Annotated in this window: 15 protein-coding genes; 3 read left to right on the top strand and 12 right to left on the bottom strand. The window is 53.7% G+C overall.

Translation table 11 applies throughout. From position 1 onward, the window contains the following. The coding region (locus BN1121_RS20100) for a hypothetical protein (protein ID WP_231552978.1) at nucleotides 1–185 on the top strand (185 nt) is incomplete at its 5' end. Nucleotides 186–224: 39 nt separating this feature from the next. Here BN1121_RS20100 and BN1121_RS00715 read toward each other — a convergent pair. Continuing rightward, nucleotides 225–728: a hypothetical protein gene (locus tag BN1121_RS00715; RefSeq protein WP_005360435.1), complete on the bottom strand. Its 504-nt coding sequence runs from the start codon at nucleotides 726–728 to the stop codon at nucleotides 225–227. A gap of 629 nt (nucleotides 729–1,357) precedes the next feature. On the opposite strand from BN1121_RS00715, the gene BN1121_RS19635 reads away from it, so the two are divergent. Continuing rightward, the gene (locus tag BN1121_RS19635) at nucleotides 1,358–1,519 is read left to right on the top strand and encodes a hypothetical protein (protein ID WP_156139381.1); all 162 of its coding nucleotides are present in this window, start codon (nucleotides 1,358–1,360) and stop codon (nucleotides 1,517–1,519) included. 56 nt (nucleotides 1,520–1,575) lie between these two features. On the opposite strand, the gene BN1121_RS19630 is transcribed toward BN1121_RS19635, so the two are convergent. The 9 genes from BN1121_RS19630 to BN1121_RS00670 all read right to left on the bottom strand — a co-directional run bounded on the left by BN1121_RS19630 (nucleotide 1,576) and on the right by BN1121_RS00670 (nucleotide 13,787). Next, complete coding sequence (locus tag BN1121_RS19630; RefSeq protein WP_152424742.1) at nucleotides 1,576–2,640, bottom strand: hypothetical protein; 1,065 nt, start codon at nucleotides 2,638–2,640, stop codon at nucleotides 1,576–1,578. Next, entirely contained in the window at nucleotides 2,641–3,354 is a 714-nt protein-coding gene (locus BN1121_RS00705) for a M48 family metallopeptidase (protein WP_005360431.1), read from the bottom strand. It lies immediately after the preceding gene. Further along, a complete protein-coding gene (locus BN1121_RS00700; RefSeq protein WP_005360429.1) occupies nucleotides 3,354–6,458 on the bottom strand; it encodes a type I restriction endonuclease subunit R in 3,105 nt (1,034 codons plus the stop codon). The genes BN1121_RS00705 and BN1121_RS00700 overlap by 1 nt, the downstream gene beginning before the upstream one ends. Nucleotides 6,459–6,650: 192 nt before the next feature. After that, nucleotides 6,651–7,724, bottom strand: coding sequence for a type II toxin-antitoxin system antitoxin DNA ADP-ribosyl glycohydrolase DarG (gene darG / locus BN1121_RS00695; protein WP_005360426.1), 1,074 nt, complete (start codon nucleotides 7,722–7,724; stop codon nucleotides 6,651–6,653). Then, complete coding sequence (gene darT / locus BN1121_RS00690; protein WP_005360424.1) at nucleotides 7,724–8,374, bottom strand: type II toxin-antitoxin system toxin DNA ADP-ribosyl transferase DarT; 651 nt, start codon at nucleotides 8,372–8,374, stop codon at nucleotides 7,724–7,726. Before darT ends, darG begins: the two co-directional genes overlap by 1 nt. 81 nt (nucleotides 8,375–8,455) lie before the next feature. After that, complete coding sequence (locus BN1121_RS00685) at nucleotides 8,456–9,391, bottom strand: endonuclease NucS domain-containing protein (RefSeq protein ID WP_005360422.1); 936 nt, start codon at nucleotides 9,389–9,391, stop codon at nucleotides 8,456–8,458. Continuing rightward, nucleotides 9,388–10,758: a restriction endonuclease subunit S gene (locus BN1121_RS00680; RefSeq protein WP_005360420.1), complete on the bottom strand. Its 1,371-nt coding sequence runs from the start codon at nucleotides 10,756–10,758 to the stop codon at nucleotides 9,388–9,390. Before BN1121_RS00680 ends, BN1121_RS00685 begins: the two co-directional genes overlap by 4 nt. Beyond that, entirely contained in the window at nucleotides 10,758–13,217 is a 2,460-nt protein-coding gene (locus tag BN1121_RS00675) for a type I restriction-modification system subunit M (protein WP_005360418.1), read from the bottom strand. The genes BN1121_RS00680 and BN1121_RS00675 overlap by 1 nt, the downstream gene beginning before the upstream one ends. A gap of 186 nt (nucleotides 13,218–13,403) precedes the next feature. Then, a complete protein-coding gene (locus BN1121_RS00670; protein WP_005360415.1) occupies nucleotides 13,404–13,787 on the bottom strand; it encodes a hypothetical protein in 384 nt (127 codons plus the stop codon). A gap of 369 nt (nucleotides 13,788–14,156) precedes the next feature. Here BN1121_RS00670 and BN1121_RS18945 point away from each other — a divergent pair, with 369 nt between their 5' ends. Further along, nucleotides 14,157–15,338 carry a hypothetical protein gene (locus BN1121_RS18945; protein ID WP_005360413.1) on the top strand — a complete coding sequence of 394 codons (1,182 nt, stop codon included), beginning with the start codon at nucleotides 14,157–14,159 and terminating at the stop codon, nucleotides 15,336–15,338. A gap of 555 nt (nucleotides 15,339–15,893) precedes the next feature. Here BN1121_RS18945 and BN1121_RS00660 read toward each other — a convergent pair. Both BN1121_RS00660 and BN1121_RS00655 read right to left on the bottom strand, forming a co-directional pair. Beyond that, on the bottom strand, nucleotides 15,894–16,967 hold the full coding sequence (locus BN1121_RS00660; protein ID WP_005360411.1) for an HNH endonuclease: 1,074 nt from the start codon (nucleotides 16,965–16,967) through the stop codon (nucleotides 15,894–15,896). Further along, nucleotides 16,951–17,586 (bottom strand): class I SAM-dependent methyltransferase, encoded by a 636-nt coding sequence (locus BN1121_RS00655; protein ID WP_005360408.1) that lies wholly within the window; start codon nucleotides 17,584–17,586, stop codon nucleotides 16,951–16,953. Before BN1121_RS00655 ends, BN1121_RS00660 begins: the two co-directional genes overlap by 17 nt. Between the last annotated feature and the right edge of the window lie 140 nt (nucleotides 17,587–17,726).

The raw sequence follows: 17,726 nt of genomic DNA, 5'->3' as shown, positions 1-17,726 counted from the left end.
CCTTCTCTGGGTTCACCGCCAACTTCGTTCATCGAGTCCTTCGCAAACATGGCATCCTCTCCCACGGAACTGGTAGGGATTTACCACGCGTCGAGCAGGCACGTATGTACCAGTTGCCAATCGAGCGCATCATCATGGCCCGTGACAAGCTACTTGAACAAGACTGTCAGTCAGCCGGTGATTAACCTTGGATGTGGGGCCGCAGAACGCGGCCCCGATTACGCTTAATGGAGGCGAGATTGCTCGTCATCTTCCTGCTCATCAAATAGATGCGCTCGCTTATGCGTCAGCTGGGCGATCAACTTCTCCTGTGACCACACCTTAGCCTGCCAGTCATTCTCAACACGAGTCCGAAGCTGTTGGAAAAAGTACTCATCAGCAACCGCCATCAAGTAAGCCAGCTCGAGCACTTCGTCGCCATTCAACGCGACCTTACGAGCTTTACGTTTGGCGCTCTCACTGACCTTCATCTCATGCTGGGTTTGGGCAATGCGCAGTCCTTGAAGAGCCGGGTTAAGACCACTAATCACTTTCTGGTTTAACCCATGCTTGATGCTATCCATCAAGGACTTACCCAAGATTCCCCCCGTGGGCACGGTAACTGATGCAACGAAAAGGCTGAACTCCAGCAGCTCTTCCTCGGTCAAGTCACCACACATCAGCATGTGCTCGAGTGAACGCCCTGACTTCCCGAATACCTTCTCGATTAGTTCATGATTGATCTTCATGATGCTGTCCTTTGGTTTTGGCAAGATTGCCGCCCCAAGATTTAAGTCCCCCTTTAGGGGGACAAAAGCATCAAAATAGAATCGATATTTATTCCCTTTCGACCGGGCTTACCCCTGGTATCGCAGTATCCGAGGTCTCGCCTGCCTCAGTTCATTGGGTAACCCTGACTGCGACGCCTAAAAATCATGGTGACATCACCATCAAGGCAGATGGTTCGGTTCCTATCATAGGAACGGGACAGCCCATTAAAATCAATTGGTTATAGATAAACCGTCCATCTTTTCATTACCACTCACCCACGATGGGTGAGTCGAGGGTGAGTCAGCTTGCGGTTTCATCAAGGATAAGAGGGGGCTGGATGAGCCAGAGGGGGGGGGTGGTCGAGCCAAGGTAGGGGGGCGGTATCCCCTCCCGCCGCCGCGAATGCAGAATCGGTCACCAATGACCGCTTACATTCGCAGCATTTTTTCAATTCCGATGCAGCAGACAATCGAGGCCCTAATCAGGCTTCGCGGCCACTCCAGTATGTACGAGAGAAAAATTTCCAATTTTTGCCCCCTGTAAGATGGCTTCTTTTCTCATACATTCTCGCTATCCAGTACTTCCACTGGAGATGACAAGGAGATTTATGATGAGCAATAACAAAAAACCAATGACCACAGATGCCGTATCTCGTATTCATAGCGCGGAAGCTCGGGATAACGGCGGCGAGGTACGTAAAGATAGCTTCACCGCTCGCGCACAAAGAACCGTTGCCGTCACACCGCCAAAAACAGCACCGAAAAAGTAATAAAACCACATATCTAAAAAAGATGACGACGATAATGAATGATTTTTGCGGGGAGCCTACGGCTCCCTGCTGCCAATAGCTTCATTATAAAACCGTTGATAATGACTAAAACATGCAACTTGAACATTATTAAATTCAGAGGAGTGCGTTACTTTAACCCACCCGGACAATATGTCCGCAACATACCAAGCTGGCTCACAGTAATTCAGCACTTCCGCTTCATCAAGGTCCTTCTTTTGTGATAGCTCTTCAAATGCACCAAAGAACCATTTTTTCACGGTTTTAAATTTCAGATTCCTTTCCTTTGCATAAAACTGACGCAAGTTGGTTTTTATAGAATCTTCATTGCAATTAGCATACTTAGAAAATGCTTGATAGCCTAACGCCTTAGACTCAAAAGCTTGAAGCAAGGGTTCAAATATACCTGACCTATGGGGTACCCAATCCTCAAGAGGAGATGTAGGCATCAGCTTTAAAAATAGAGATTTCTTATTCTCCATCGATACCTTGCTGTTAAAATCAGCGTCGAACGCGGCAAACACCTTAATAAACATGTATATGTTTAGATAATGTAGAGTTTTAGCCAAAGCCTCATTATCTTCAAGCTCTATATTTACATCACAATCATTGACAACCGCCCCAACACCCAGCTCAGTCAGACTTGACAATACCCAGTCGTTATCAATTACTTTCTGAATTCGCTCTTGGCCCTCAAGGCCATCCAAGCTATCAAGCAACTCCTGCACTTTACCAAGCAGATGATTAGCTTGTATACACGCCTGCGGATAATATCCATTAACTTGTAACGCTTCAAATAAGGCTGGCCATTTAGCCCGAGCAGAGAACTGAACTCTCAGAATAGGTTTGGAGTCTGGCTCCAGGCATTCAGGATCTACACCCTGAGAGATAAGGTATTCTTTTAATCTATGGAAGAACTTTTCAGCCTGAGGCGTTACCTTTACTGGTTCATTTAATGAAAAAAACTTCTTGAGTGTTTTTGCACATGGCGCATGCAACTTTCCTTCATTCAGTAATGGAGAGCTAAATATCCCATGGAAAAAATCCCCTGCCGAAGGATAGCCAAGCCACTCAATATATTTCTCTGGATCATAAAGAAACACTTAATACCCCCATCGATTAAAAGCTAATGGCATCTTGTTCAGTTTCTCTCTGTGTTCACGCCAATTGGGCAAGTGCAAGTCCATCAGGGAGATAAATCGCTGGTTATGTTTGCGCTCAAGCAAATGGACCAGTTCGTGAACAACGATAAACTCCAAGCACTCAGGGGGCTTCTTGACTAGTTCGAGGTTAATCCAGATGCGAGCAGTATCCGTTTTGCAACTACCCCACATGGTCTTCATGCGTTTGATACCAACAAAAGAAGGTGACACCCTTAACGCCTCCTGCCACTTGGCAATAAGACCCGGCAAACGCTGGCGTAGCAGTTGACGATACCACTCTAGCAACAATGCCTCGCGACGATCCGTATCATAATGAGCGGGTACTCGCATCCGGATCCAGCCACCCTGCAGCTTGACGCTGTGGGCGCCCTCGGTCGGGATCACATCCAGTCGGTAGCCTCGCCCCCAAAGATAGTGAGTCTCTCCGCTACACATCTTGCGCTCGCTCTGACGCGGCTGGGTAACAAACGCAGCCTGCTGCTGTCGGATCCAGGCCAGTCTTCGCACCACAGCAACCCGAATGGCGGTATCTGACAAAGCAGCGGGCGCAGAAACCCGCACTCGTCCATCAGGGGGCAATACATTGATATGCAAGTTCTTGATGCCCTTGCGCTGCAGTTCGAACGTCAGCTCACCAAAGGTAACCAACGCCATCAATGGTACTCCGGCTGGGCTTTTACCAGAGTCATCACATCCGCGACGGTCACATCGTACTCTTTGATTTCTTCGGCAATAGCGAAGGCAACCTCTCGCTCTTTGAAGCGATCACCGAGCCAGTCCGCCTTTTTGGTATATCTGACAGCAGTATCGATCTTAGTCACCAGCACTTCATCGCAGCCCAAATTGTCATAGAGCGCACGCTTGGCCGATGTATTGACACTGGCAGGATAGGTCTGTGCTCCCCCGCTGGCTGGACGTTTCACCTTCATGGCCAGCTCGCGCACCTTTTCCAGATACTCCTGGTAAGAGATAGCCTGAGAGCGGCGCAGCTCAATCAGCTCATCGAGCAGCACCGACATCTTTTCGTAGTACTTGGGGTTAACCGGATTCTCGTCAACGATGGTGCGTCGCACGTTGTTTTCAATCGCCTCAGCCATGGCCTCGGGGTCTTTACGCAGCCCCTCGGGTGCTCCCTCAAGCCCTTCAGCCCCCCGCTCGATGATCAACTCCAACAGTCCCAGCTCTTCAAAGTCCATCAGGGTTTCACTGGGGTCGGCATCGATATAGAGATCCAGCATCTGCCGCATCGCCGGCTCGAACTGCTTCATATCGACGTGATCACTACTGGCTACTTTGATCATGTCGCGCACTTTGCTGTAGTGCTCCACCTCACGACGGATTGCAGCAGCCTGGCCCGCACTATAACCTGCCTCTTCCATCTCCCCTGCCAGCGCGGTGAACGCACGGATAAGCTTGGCGACATATTGATAGAGGGTTAGACGCAGCGCCTCCTTGTCGAGCAGCTCATCTTCGTCTGCCCCCGGAGCACAGCAGAAGTAGTGCTGATAATCCAACTCTTCGCGGGGGACCTTGACCGGTTCACAGAGCGTTCGTACCGCCTCCTGGGCATCATCAAGGTCTTTCTTCCCTTGTGCCAAGCGATCTTTCAGCAACCCAGCCACATCCTCCTTGTCATAGCTCTCAAACGCCTCGGCCGTGTAATCCTTGACGGTTTTCTCAAGAGAACGGAACAGGTCCTTGTAATCGACGATATAGCCATACTCCTTGTCGGCACCATCGAGCCGGTTGACCCGGCAGATAGCCTGAAAGAGGTTGTGATCGGCCATCTTTTTATCGATGTAAAGGTAAGTCGCCGACGGCGCATCGAAACCGGTCAACAGCTTGTCCACGACAATCAGCAGCCGCATCCGACCCGGCTCCTTGATAAAGCGCTGTTTGACCGTTTTCTCAAACTCCTCCACCCGCTTGCCAGCCTCATCCTCGCTCTGGCCGAAAAAGTTCGCCAGCATCTTGCGATAGATATGGTATTTCGCCAGCTTTTCGGTCAACCCCGCACCGGTCGTCTGTCCTTTTATATGGCTGGCATTAGGCTGATAGCTGGTGATGATGGCACACTTGTCAGCAAATCCCGCCTGACTGAATAGCTCATAGCTTTTGCAAGCCTGATAAACGCTGGAGCACACCAACATGGCATTGCCACGGCCATCCGCCAAGCGCTGTTTACGGTCAAAATCGAGCAGGATATCGGCCACAATCTGCTCAAGCCGTGAGCGGCTCGAGAGCAGCTTCTGCATCGAAGCCCACTTCTCTTTTAGCTGCTGACGACCAAGCCGAGATAGAGTTTTGGTCTTCACCTCGAACCATTCGTCCACCTTGGCCTGAGACTTGACCCGTTGGTCAATGTCGCGGGCCTCATAACGCAAGTCCAGCACCACTCCATCGCTCACCGCCTCGTCAAACTTGTAGGTGTGAATGAAGGGGCCAAACACTTCCACCGACTTCTTCTTATCCTTCTTCATCAGAGGTGTGCCGGTGAAGCCAATAAAAAGTGCCTCGGGCAATATGCTCTTCATGGCCCCATGCAACTTGCCCGACTGAGTACGGTGGCACTCATCCACGAACACAAAGAGTTTGCCCTTGGGCGAAAAATCAACCGGCAGACTGGCTTTGAGCTCGGCGATAAATTCATCGTCATCTCGCTCATCCGTCTCACCTTCTTCTTCCGTGTGTCGGCCAAATTTGTGTACCAAAGAGCAAAGCAGCCAAGGGTGTGCATCGTTAAGACGGCGCACCAGATCGGCCCCACTCTTGGTCCGCAGGATCTCCTCTTCAACCCCGGCAAATACCTTCTCTATCTGCTCATCGAGTTCGGTACGGTCAGTAATGATCAAGACACGGCTGTCAGCGACATTTTCTCGGATCCACTTGGCCAGCCACACCATGGTCAGGCTTTTACCACTACCCTGGGTATGCCAGATGATCCCGCCCTCATGGCGTTCAATAAAACGCTTGGCCGCCGTGATCCCGAAATACTGGTTATGGCGACAGGTCTTCTTCACCCCGCTATCGAACACGATAAAGTTGTGAACTAACTCAAGAAAGCGCCCCTTCTCGCAGAGCTGGGCGAGGTGGCGATCCAACGGATTTCCATCCTGCGAAGAGCCGGCCTCTTTCCACTCCAGATAATATTTCTCAGGGGTTTCGATGGTGCCGTACCGCAGGCCCTGGCTGTCGTTGCCTGCCATGAGCAACTGTTGGGTGGTGAAAAAGTTGCGAATGAAAGCCTGTTGCTGGTTGTCGAGGTTTTGCCGGATCCCTTCACCGATAGAGACAGTGGATCGCTTGAGCTCGATCACCCCTAGCGCAATACCGTTGACGTAGAGCACCAGATCCGGTCGCTTGGTATTCTCCCCTGCGACTGTTACCTCCTCGGCGATGGCAAAATCGTTAGCTTCAGTATTGGCCCAATCCACCAACCAGACAGTCTGATTCTGCTCACCCGCCCCGCTCTTCTCCTTCACGCCGTAGCGCAACAGGCGGTAGACCTCTTTATTGGCATCATAGAGTTGACGCCCCTCCCCCAGGCTCGCGGTACGCTCGAGCTGACGCAGGACTCGGGGAATAAGCACCTCATCCACCCCACGGCCCATCAACCAGTCAGTCAGCAAAGCAGGTTCGATATTGCGATTGTTGGGGCGGGTGTGCCAGTTACCGAGATAACGCCACTCTAATTGCTGTTGAAAAAAGGTGACAACACGTTGCTGGGTGGCCAGCTCTTTTTGACCGACTTTTCCCATAGGGCAGGTTCCATGTGGACAACAAGATGGCTGGGGCTACCTAACCAACCCGCCAACCTGAAAAGAGATGATATCCAAATCAACAGGGCCACAAGTACAGCCCGTGATTATTCAATAGCCAGAATAATGAGTTACATCAAAACGGAGTCAGACAAGGCTACCACATTTCAAGTACATGGCGCTTGCCACTCATCAGTGACAAACAGAAAACCCCTGTTGTAAGCGAGTGAGTGCAATCTGCAAACTCTTGTCATCAAACAGGCCCGCTTTGCGCCGTGCCCATTTTCCTCCTTTCGGCCAACGCATGAGTCCGGCACGCAGCGCCTCGACGGTTGGCTCACACCCCTCTTGGCTTATCATCCAGTCGACTGTCGCGAGCAGCTCCATCCCATAAGGTGATTCAAACCCATCGATAAGAGCAGAGGCCTGCTCTAACGCGGGTAAGTAATCTTGTGCTTCGGTTTGCAAATAGGTGGTCAATAGCTGCTTCTTCTCATCATTAAACCAAATGACATCAAACGGCTGACTATCCGGGATCCGCTTATCTGACTTCAGATAACTGCCATCCATTGCGTTAAGCAAGTGAGTCAGATTATTGGCATAGGGCCCATAATTGTGCGCTGTGAAGTGCAACTGTAGCGGGTCTTGTGGGGCTGTTTGCCGGATAAAACGCGCTAGGAACCATGCCAACTTTTGAATCTCCAGCAGACTGCACTCCATACCAAGAAACCAGTAGCGACGGACTAGCTCGGCAATCAAGGCACGGGCCGGAGTAAGACACTCGACGCCTGTCGGCTTGGCAACATTCTGGTACTGGTTGCTGGGTTCGAACAGCAGGATCTCGATATCAAGATCGCAGAGAGCCTGTTCAATGGCCTGTTTTACCTTGGGCCATGGCAGGCCACCATTGCCCGCGCCTAACGGGGGAATGGCGATAGATTTGACGTGGTTTTGTACCAACCAGTGTCGCAGGTCCTGCAAGCCATCCTGGATCCATGCCATCCGGGATGGGGACCGCCAATGTTGCTTGGTAGGAAAATTGACAATCCAGCGGGGGCCCAGCAACTCACCGGTTTCTGTGATGAACATCTTGCCTGTGGTCACTTGCCCTGACTTGCAAGCAGCCGCATAGTGGACCATGTTGTCGGGAAAGCGTTCTTTAAACATCAACGCAATGCCCTTGCCCATGACCCCTACAGTGTTCACCGTGTTCACCAGTGCCTCAACAGGCGCGTCCAGCAGATTGCCAGTCGTGTATTTAATCATCAAAAATACCATCTTGGACGAACATGCACAGGTAGCGTTATACCCGATTGCGCCATCAACTGTTCAATCCAACTTTTTACCCTTTCGTTGTAACACACAACACCAAGCAATGCTTCAACCGGGCAGTGTTGATGGATGAGAGCCTCCGCCTGATACCGCTCAAACTTTGCAGGATCATCCGGGTCACGCTTGAAGTCTCGACGTTGTAAGATAGGCCAGTCGATCCGGTGCAACTGGCCCAACTCATCGTAGAAATTGGCCCACTGGTAGTAGGCATGGCTATCGGTGAACAGGAATGCCAACTCCAACGCAGCCATACGATGCAGACTCGAGACCAAGATCAGCAGCTCATCGTTATCTCGCCGGGGGACCCCTCTCCCAGCATGAATGTTACTAAGCATGGGTGAAAAAGGGGTGAAGTAAAACGGCACATAGTCATTGAGCACGCCATAAGGCGCCAACGGTACCGGATGGTGGGCCCGCTTGTCGATAAGCTCCAACAATCCAATATGCACCCAGCTATCGCTCTTCTCGGTACTATTCCCAGCCCACAAACCATTGGCCAAGATCCACGGCAGATTATCGCGATGTACGATGCGAAAAATCAGCGCCTTGTCAGGGTTGAGAGTACCGCTGTAGTCGTATGGCATTATCTATTATTCACCCCAGTTGGCGTTTACTCTGTATACATTGCCAGTCTACCTTTTGAGACGTCGAACGCCCTTCATCTATCACACCTTCACTAGCTTGAAGTTCACCTGATAGCGATAGAATTGGATGTTCTGCGTCACACTCAAGGCTCGGCGCAATTTAAGGTCATCCTCCAGCGCAATGATCACCCCTTGTACCTGCTGACCAGGCTCACACAATTCATCCTTGACGTAACCCATGTAGCGCTGGATTTGCCCCACCACTGCATCACTGGCACGACCACGCTTGAGCTCTACGACCAATAAACATGTTTTGTCTTTGCTGATGGCCAGAATATCAATCGGTCCGGTATCCGAGGGATATTGCCGCCCCACCGGCTCACCCTCCTCACTGTAGATATCAAACGCCTTGCCCAACTCGGTGGCGGCCCAGTTGGCTATCAGGAACTCTTCCAGATGCTTTTCCAGGGCAAATACCCCAGGGTCTTCCACCGTAGCATCGGTGTGGATCAGCGTTGGCGGCAGGTTTCCTGCTAGCAAGGCATCGAGTTCCTGGGCGTATTTGCTCAGGTTGCAGACGGTGGCAATCGAGCCAGCGGAATTCTTCAACTCCTGGCTCAACTCGTCCTTACGCAAGCGTTGCGGAAACCAGTTTACCTTGCGCCGGTGCGGCAACGGGCCGCCCGGCTGATAGGTGTAATCAGAGATCACTTCACCGACATAATACTGGCCATTTCCATCGGGGCAGAGCACCCGATCATGGGTCTGCATCCCCTTGCAGATGGTGTGCAACATGCCACAGGCCAAACCAGCGGCGATGCGACTCTTGTCGGAATTGGCAGCAAGAAACTGCGGCACGAACAGCTTGTTAAATTCACGCCAATCATCGGGTAACTGGCTACGGAGATCCTGTTCAATTCCCCAGTCACCACCGATAAAACCTTGCTGCTGACACAGGTCGGCATACAGGCTTTTGGCACCAGCGAAGATACGGTAATAACAGCGGTTTGCACTCATGCTTGCACCTCCAGTGGCAGGCGGATACGGCCGGTCAACAACTGCTGCATCATCCCCTGCTTTACATCACGGGCCTTGGCCAGTTTCTGTTCCAGCGCGGTAAGCTCGCTATCCATATCGGAGAAAATGGTGGCGATGGCGGTTTGTTCATTCTTATTGTTCGGACATGGTATCTGATAAACTTGAAGCGCAGAAAAAGGCACTCTGCGATGACCGGCACTACCTACCATTTCGGCCTCAAGGGCTATGCGTAAACTACTTTTTGTTGTCCAGTAATAGATGAACTTTGAATCCGCACATTCATTCGCACGAAGAACATGAAACTCTGTGCTGCCATAACCTATTTCAGTAAGTAATGTATCTGTATGGCAGCCCTTACCATTCTCAAAGCATGGAGTTATCTTTGCGACTAACACATCACCTCTTTCAAAATAAGTGAGCCCTGCTTTAATTTGATTAAGTGGATGAGTATTTTGGGAAGTTAACTTCCCACTTTCACTAATGTCTTGCATACCAACAAAGGTGACTAATTCATCTTTGCGTAAGGCTTGACGCTGAATATTACTTTCAAACAACTCACCGAATCCACCTAAATCCCAATCCTCCGGAATATCTCCCTGTTCGCTGGATTTATAGCCTTTGGGGGTTCCATCGGGGCGCAGGGCGAATTGCGGCAGGCGGGTACGACCAGTCAGCAGTTGCTGCATGGTAGCGGTCTTGATGGCCTGTTTCTTGGCGATCAGTTGCTCCAAGCCTGAAATCAATGCATCGGTATCTGAGAGAACCGTAGCTATTGCAAGTTGCTCGTTCTTATTCGAAGGAATAAAAATTTTCAGCTCTCGTAGGGTACTTTGATTCAGATTTATCATCGTAGTACCTACGGATGAACTCTCTATCGCAGCAATTATCTCCTTGCTTGAAAGAACTCGTTGTATAAATCGAGACTCACAACTCGACTTAATCCGAATGATCATTGACCCTGTACCACAGAGCCAACCATTTTCCTCAATCCCAACTACAGCACAACGCCCCATTTCTCCTCTGCGACCTATAACAATGTCACCAGTCTGAAGTCTAAATTCTGAGAGCTTTGTGGCCGCAGTCGTCGATATGCTCATAGATGATGTTGGAATAATACCCCCATCAATAATCTGCATAGGATTTACTATTGGTATACCATCAATGACGTAATCAGACTTGTGTAACGCACTCCCAAATGGACCGGTTCGAAATGATGCATACATTCCGAGCCTCTCGATAATCCAATCCTCAGGAATTATGCCAATTTCGGTCCATTTAAAGCCCGCCGGAATAGTCTGCTTGGCGGCCAATTCATCTGCATTATGCTGCATCATCTGATCTGCCATTATGCCCACTCCAGCCCCATGGCCTTTAGATGGGCCGCCACCTTGGCCTCCAGCTCGCTCACGTTTTGGGTTAGTTGTGGTAAGGAACTGCTATAACGCTCCTCAAGCTCCTTGACCCGGTTGGCAAGCTGCTGAGTAACCCGCTCAATCTCGGCTTCCAGCGCAGCACGCAGGCTCGCCTGCCACTTCTCTTCCACCAGCAGGGTTTTAATCTCGTTATCCTGCAGCTTGGGGTAGTGGGCAAATACCGCTTTATCGAGGGCGTCGCTGGCCTCTTTGTGGGCCTTCTTGGCGCGAGTCTCGGCGTCGAACAGCTGCTGCGCCTGCTTGAGCACAGCCAGCTCCTCCTTGTCGGTGGCGGCCTTGATACGGGCCTTGACGCTGGCGGCGGTCACCTTCTCCTTGTCGTTCATGGCATCGACCAGTCCGCCCTCTTCCCCGCTCTGCTCCTCAATAAAGCTCTCCAGTGCCTGGCTTGCTTCATCAAGCGCGGCTTGCAGGGTATCGAGCTCTTTTTGTTCATTGGCAAAGAAGCGGGCCACCAGCAAGGCGGGTGGGAGCAGCTCAGCCTTGTACTTAGCCTTGCTAATTACCAGATCCGGGCTCTCTTTGATCTTTTCGCCCTTGTCGGCAATCAGCTCGCGCAGGACCCGACCCGCTGGCCAACCATCCTGAGAGAGGACATAGAGATCGTCTTGCAGCTGGCTTTGCCAGTAGTCCATCAGCAGCTGATAGATGGCGTAGGGGTCGAGCAGCTCACCGGTCGCCTCGGCGCTCGCGCGGTAGTGCTCAAGCAGTGCTTCACTCACCTCGTCGATCAGCGCCTTGGGCGAGTCACCCTTGGCAAACTCGCCGAACTGGCACTCACTAAACCACTGGGCGAACGGCGTCAGCGCCGCCTGTTTGAAGCGGGCAAACTCCTCACAGGCCAGTATGGTGCTCTTGACCTTGGCGGCGGCTACCCGCGCCTCACTGTAGCCGGGACGCAACGGGGTAAACAGGGCCGCCTTGAGGGTCGGGAATACCCGCCAGTAGGGGCCAAGCGCCGCGATATCGTGCTCGGGGATCCCCCCTTGCAGGTGACCGGCCAGATCGTGCAAGTCTTCCCCTTCGCTGCCATCGATATAGCGCGGGATATTGAGGTTGTAGTCGTTGCCCGCGATCTCGCCAAGCGGCACCCAGCGGCTGTAACCCTCCAGGGTCAGGCCACGGGTGAAGGTGTCGACAATCTTGTGGATGTCCTGCTCGCGCAGCCGGTTCTTGTTGCCATCTTTGATAAAGCCTTTGCTGGCATCGATCATAAACAGCCCTTGCTCATTGTCAGCCAATGCATTGAAGGCGCGGGTGTTGGCGCTCTCTTTGTCGATGACGATGATGCAGGCGGGAATACCGGTGCCGTAGAAGAGGTTGGCGGGCAGACCGATGATCCCCTTGATATAGCCTTGTTTCAGCAGGTTCTCGCGAATACGCGCCTCGGCATTGCCACGAAACAGCACACCGTGGGGCAGGATCACGGCGCCCTTGCCGGTGCTCTTCAGGCTCTTGATGATGTGCAGCAAGAAGGCGTAATCGCCGTTTTTCTCTGGCGGCACGCCCCAGACAAAGCGGCCGAACTCGTCGTGCTCGGCATCGAGACCACTGGTCCAGTTCTTGTTGGAGAAGGGCGGGTTGGCCACGGCAAAGTCGAAGGTCTTGAGCTGGTTGTTGCCCTCCTTCCATTGGGGCGCGGCCAGGGTGTTGCCCTTGCTGATCTTGGCGGTGGTGTTATCGTGCAGGATCATGTTCATCCGCGCCAGCGCACTGGTGGCGTTGTCCATCTCCTGCCCGTAAATACTCAGCCCCTTGGGACCAGCCTCGTCGCTCGCCTTGAGCAGCAAGGAGCCAGAACCACAGGTGGGGTCGTAGACGGTGGCATCTTGCGGGGTCTGACGGCTGATGCCGATCACCTTGGCCAGAATGCGCGATACCTCGGCCGGGGTGTAGAACTGCCCCTTGGACTTACCCGACTCGGTAGCGAAATGGCGCATCAGGTATTCATAGGCATCACCCAGCAGATCATCCCCTTCGGTACGGTTGGCCGACAGATCCAGCCCCTCGAAGATGGCCACCAGCTTGGAGAGGCGGTCGATCATCTCCTTGCCCTTGCCGAGTTTGTCCTCGTCGTTGAAGTCGGCAATGGTGATCACCCCTTGCAGGTCGTTGGCGGTCGCCAGCGCACTGATGATGGTGTTGATCCCCTCGCCTATCTCCTTGCTGCCCTTGAGCGCCACAATGTCGTCAAAGCTCGCCCCTGACGGCACCTCAATCATGGCCTTGGGAGCCTTCGCCTTATCGGAGACGTATTTTACAAACAGCAGGGTCAGCACATAGTCCTTGTACTGGGAGGCATCCATCCCGCCGCGTAGCTCATCGCAGCCAGCCCAGAGGGAGGAGTAGAGTTCGTTTTTCTTGATAGCCATGAGTCAGGTATTCCGATAAGAGTTTTTTTGCGCCAAGAGCGCATGGAAAAAGAAAAGAGGCGAGAATTCGCAACCTTGCTGGTTGCGACGCCAGGCATTGCCGACGAGTTTACCCACTTGCCCCCTTTGCAACCATGCCTGATCTCACATCAGAGGCGATGCACAGACCATTTGCTGTAAAAGCCATCATTTGCCTTCAAACCAGGTTGGCGGTGTATTCTCGCCACTGCATGTGAGTTGCCCCAGCGCGTTGGTTAGGCAGACGGAGCCATCGGAGGCACGCAGGTTACCGAGACTATCCTCACGCCAGATTACAAGCTCTTTGCTGTTCGGGTTGTTGCCACGCCCTGAATCCCCCAGGTAAGTCGTGCCATCACTCCCCTTGAGATTGCCCAAGGCATCCGTGCGCCAAGTGGCCCCGGTGCCAGAGCCTTTGACATTGCCGATTGCATCCTCACGCAGGGTGCCCTGCTTACCATCGTCACACTGATAGCGGGTATAGCCGAGACTGTCTGTGCGATAGGTGCAATCGGCGGCAACAAGCCAGGCAACAGAGTGGCGAGCACTCACAGACTGGCCCTTCGCCCCAAACCAGATGGGTTATTCATCGCCTTGTCCCTTCAGAGTTGACCACGATAACTATGCCCAACCACTCCTACTGCGCCGATACTGCGGTTTTGCACACGTCGCGTTTTTAGGAAGACATTCTCTTTGCCAATTTACCCTACCGTCACCACATCTATCCTCAATGCGCTGTCTGATGACGATCTTGAAACCCACGATGAACTCGCCTAGTTTGAGTGGGCGGCCCGCACGACTTGCACACGAGTCAAACCGGCACTGAGTACCCACATCCTTAATGATCTGATACCCGGCATCCCGCTTTTGGTTGCTTAAACGTGTGCGCCTGACCCGAAGCGTGGACTCGGAGATTGGATCATGACCATCAAACAGTTCGTTCACGACACTCGCCAGCAGCTCATCACCGCATCGGCGGATACTCTTAAGACTACCCATCTGTATGAGTTGATTGCGGCTGCCTTTGGCTATCGCAGTTATGCCGCCCTCCAGGCCGAAGCCATTCTGTTGCACCAGACCCCCTGGCCCTGTCAGCCCAACCTGACCTTGCTCGAGCAACGGGGACGAGAACTCGCGTTACCCCAATCGCAAACCCTGTCGTTGCTGCTAGGCCAGCACCTGCAACGCGCCGGCGTGGCGAGCATCCAGGTAGAAGCACTTGGCCTGTTAGACGGGGGAGAATGGGATGACGATGACCAATGGGAAGAGAATGGGACCGATGATGCAGCAGAGAATGACGGCGCTCACGACCAAGCCCCGCCATCGAGCACGGCGCCAGTCGATGCAGTACAAGAGCTGATAGAGCAACTTAATGCCGACCATCAGACTCCGCTCGCCCTCCAGGTACTGCAACAACTGGAAGCCTTTGCGGATAGAGGCCATCCAGAGGTGCACTGGTGGCTGGCGCAGCGGTTAGGTGATGCAGAGGGTTACCTTGACCACTCCGACGAACCGAGCGGCTACTGGTACAGCAAGCAACAAGCAGGGATGGTGCTGAGTGGACCAGAGCTGGAGTTTGCCAACGACTTCGCCGAACTACTGCAACAGCAACAACGCTGGCTTCATCACACCCTCAAAGCCGCCCAAGGTGGCATCGTCGAGGCACGCTATGCACTGGCTGAAGCAAGGTTGGATAGCGGCATCTTTGACATTGACCCAGCCACGGTCAGCGACCCGGCAGCCATCGCATGGCTCGCGATGGAACACGATAACCAACAAGCTGCCCACCACTGGTTGACGCAAGCAGCGTACAGAGGCGATACACAGGCCATGTTTGCCCTCATTGAAGAGTACGACCGGGACAACCTCTACCAATCTTGGGTATGGCTGCGCCTAGCTCAGTTGCTTGGCGACGACTTCACTCAGGACGACTTGAGGGCCATCCATGAGAATGGCGATGGGTACGATGATGATGTGGGTGGACCACTCTATGTGGCGGGACGGGAAGGCATCGAGCTGCCCCCACTCGCCCCCGAGCTTGCGAGCAAGGCAGAACAAGAAGCACGAGGTCTATTTATTCAGTGCTCTTTCGAGGACCTGTAACCCAATCCAAGAACTTGTGGAGCCATCACCCCGGCCCCGGCTCATAACCAAGCCGGGGTGTTGATCAGCATCCGAAGGGACCAGCCAGAATCTCAATTGCCCCCCACTATCACGCAGTGACACCTAGACAGTTCGCCATCCGAGACCCGTGTCAACTGCGTAACGACACCCAAACGTTCCCGCTTAGTTGAGACAATGATTTCACAATACAAATCAATCACTTATCAATATCACTCAGAATTAGACTAAACTATCGTATAGATAAACCACAGCGTGGTGACACGATGACACAGTGACACCCAAAACTGATGCCCTGGCTTCTAAAACCAATTCTTTTTGGGGGTGTCATGGCCATTTCAGAAGTGGAACCAGAGTCCAAAACGCATCAAAAAAACCGGTACCAACCACGGTACCAATCGCAACCCGTCAAATTTAAATTAACATTAAAAAACAACAAGATACAAAATGAATTCAGATTCCGCCAGCCACGTTTGGAAAGGGCCACTTCGCAATAAGTGGCCCTTTTTGTTTGCATCATCGGATCCCCACTGGCAGTTACCTGACGCCTCTCACAGTGAATGAAGCGGTCTTGGGGGTAGCAGAAGCCGAATCGACAAACCGATTGATGCAGCACCAGAGGCGAGAGCCTTCGCGCAGAGCCTGCTGATAGGCCCAGGTGGCGATAGCGGTAGAGCGCTCGGCATCCACGTTCACCAAGGGCGCCAACTCATGGGTGAGCAGGGCGCCGTGGGTCAGAATGTTCTGCTCATACCAGGCATCCCTGTGCTCGGGGGCGGCCAGAAAGTCCCGCTTGTTGTTATTGCACTTGGCGTGGGCCAGCACGAAGTTGTGGCCCAGATCGAGCGGATAGCGGCGCCAGGGGATGAAGTGATCCACCTCACCATCCTTGTGGATAGGCTTGCGGCAGTAAAAGCAGTGGCCCTCTTGCAGATCCTTGAGCACCTCCCCCACTCGCCCAAGCCCCTGCCGGCGCGAGCCAAACAGGAAGGCCTCGAGCCCGGCGCTCTGCCCAATCAGAAGACGGTTGCCCTTCATCTCGACGATCAGTTGCAGCCAGTGCTGGCGGGCAAGAGAGACCACCAGATCGTAAAAACGGTGCAGGCAGAAGAGGATGCCAGGCTGCAGGCGGATATGATGGCTCCCCTTCTGGTGCGGGTAGAGGTAACACTCCTCCCGTCCCCCCAGGATCTGTAGCCGCCACAGGGGGCCGTCAATCAGGATGCGCCGCACCTGAGCCAGCAGCGGTTGCCAGGCACTGTGACGACGCAGGGCCGTGACCGATCGTACGCCCTCTTCGCGCAGCCGGGCCAGCTCGGTCAGCATGCTGGCCTGGCGCCCACTGCTCTGCTTGAGCAGGGTGGCGCTCTGTTCGGTCGCCGAGTAAGGCAGGGAGTGCTGCCAGTAGAGCTCTACAAACTTGGCGGCCAGCTCATCGAGGGTGATGGTGCGCGCCGCCTCCAGCTCGTGACGCTCGGCGCTGCGCTCGATGGCGATATCGGCAATGGCGTGCAGCAGGGCGCACTTGTAGGTGGCAACGAAATTCCCCTCGCTGAAGATGCGTTGCAGGTAGGCGATAAAGACGAGCTGCTGCTCAGGGGAGGCATGCATCTTGGCCCCCCAGGATCAGGCTCTGCCAACTGAGCTCGGGGCGCGCCAGGACATCCGGCTGGGGCGCCGAGGCATAAAGCAGCGCCATCCCCGCTTCCCCCGCCAGCTGTGCCACCTCATCGGGGCTGACCGGGAACATGGCCCGCTCTCGCGCCTCCTGCATCGAGATCACCAGACGCAGGCTCAGCACCAGATAACCTTGGGGCGAGAGGAGTTCACCGAGGCGCGCCAGCGCCTGCGGGCGAACCGCCGGCGGCAGATGCATCCAGACGGCGCTCAGCAGGATCAGATCGAAGGGCCCGCTCACCCGGGTCAGGGCCGGCAGGGCATCGCTCACCCAGACCACCTGATGCCCCTGGGTCGCGCGGGTATGCGCCTCCCCCAGTTGGGCGAGGGCTTGGCAAGGCTCGGCCGCCATCACGACATGGCCGGGGTGCAGAGCCGCCAGAAAGGCCGCATCCCGACCGCTCCCCGCCCCCACATCCAGCATTCGACGCGGCGCCGCCGCCAGCCAGGGCTCAAGCAAAGTGAGCCACTCCCCATGCACGGCATGGGGCGATACCTGCTGATAACGGGCCGCCAACTCGGCGGCATGGCGCTGGTAGTAATCGAGGGACACGATGCGTTCCAATCGGGAAAGGGATGAAAATAGTCTCACAGGATCAAAGGGTTGGCTATGAGTGCCACTCAAAAATATAGGTCTACTTATTAGGAAGCAAGAGCAAGGCAAGAACATGATTTGTATGGAGATGGTATTCA

Origin of the sequence: Aeromonas diversa CDC 2478-85 (genome assembly GCF_000819805.1) — a bacterium.
GTDB lineage: Bacteria > Pseudomonadota > Gammaproteobacteria > Enterobacterales > Aeromonadaceae > Aeromonas > Aeromonas diversa.
This window is presented reverse-complemented; position numbering and strand designations above follow the sequence as displayed.

What these genes read in the sequence shown, in the direction of transcription:
- darG (WP_005360426.1), bottom strand. Translation starts at nt 7,724, where the DNA reads ATGATTAAATACACGACTGGCAATCTGCTGGACGCGCCTGTTGAGGCA.
- BN1121_RS00715 (WP_005360435.1), bottom strand. Translation starts at nt 728, where the DNA reads ATGAAGATCAATCATGAACTAATCGAGAAGGTATTCGGGAAGTCAGGG.
- BN1121_RS00675 (WP_005360418.1), bottom strand. Translation starts at nt 13,217, where the DNA reads ATGGCTATCAAGAAAAACGAACTCTACTCCTCCCTCTGGGCTGGCTGC.
- BN1121_RS00685 (WP_005360422.1), bottom strand. Translation starts at nt 9,391, where the DNA reads ATGAGTGCAAACCGCTGTTATTACCGTATCTTCGCTGGTGCCAAAAGC.
- BN1121_RS00660 (WP_005360411.1), bottom strand. Translation starts at nt 16,967, where the DNA reads ATGCATGCCTCCCCTGAGCAGCAGCTCGTCTTTATCGCCTACCTGCAA.
- BN1121_RS19635 (WP_156139381.1), top strand. Translation starts at nt 1,358, where the DNA reads ATGATGAGCAATAACAAAAAACCAATGACCACAGATGCCGTATCTCGT.
- BN1121_RS00700 (WP_005360429.1), bottom strand. Translation starts at nt 6,458, where the DNA reads ATGGGAAAAGTCGGTCAAAAAGAGCTGGCCACCCAGCAACGTGTTGTC.
- BN1121_RS00680 (WP_005360420.1), bottom strand. Translation starts at nt 10,758, where the DNA reads ATGGCAGATCAGATGATGCAGCATAATGCAGATGAATTGGCCGCCAAG.
- darT (WP_005360424.1), bottom strand. Translation starts at nt 8,374, where the DNA reads ATGCCATACGACTACAGCGGTACTCTCAACCCTGACAAGGCGCTGATT.
- BN1121_RS18945 (WP_005360413.1), top strand. Translation starts at nt 14,157, where the DNA reads ATGACCATCAAACAGTTCGTTCACGACACTCGCCAGCAGCTCATCACC.
- BN1121_RS00705 (WP_005360431.1), bottom strand. Translation starts at nt 3,354, where the DNA reads ATGGCGTTGGTTACCTTTGGTGAGCTGACGTTCGAACTGCAGCGCAAG.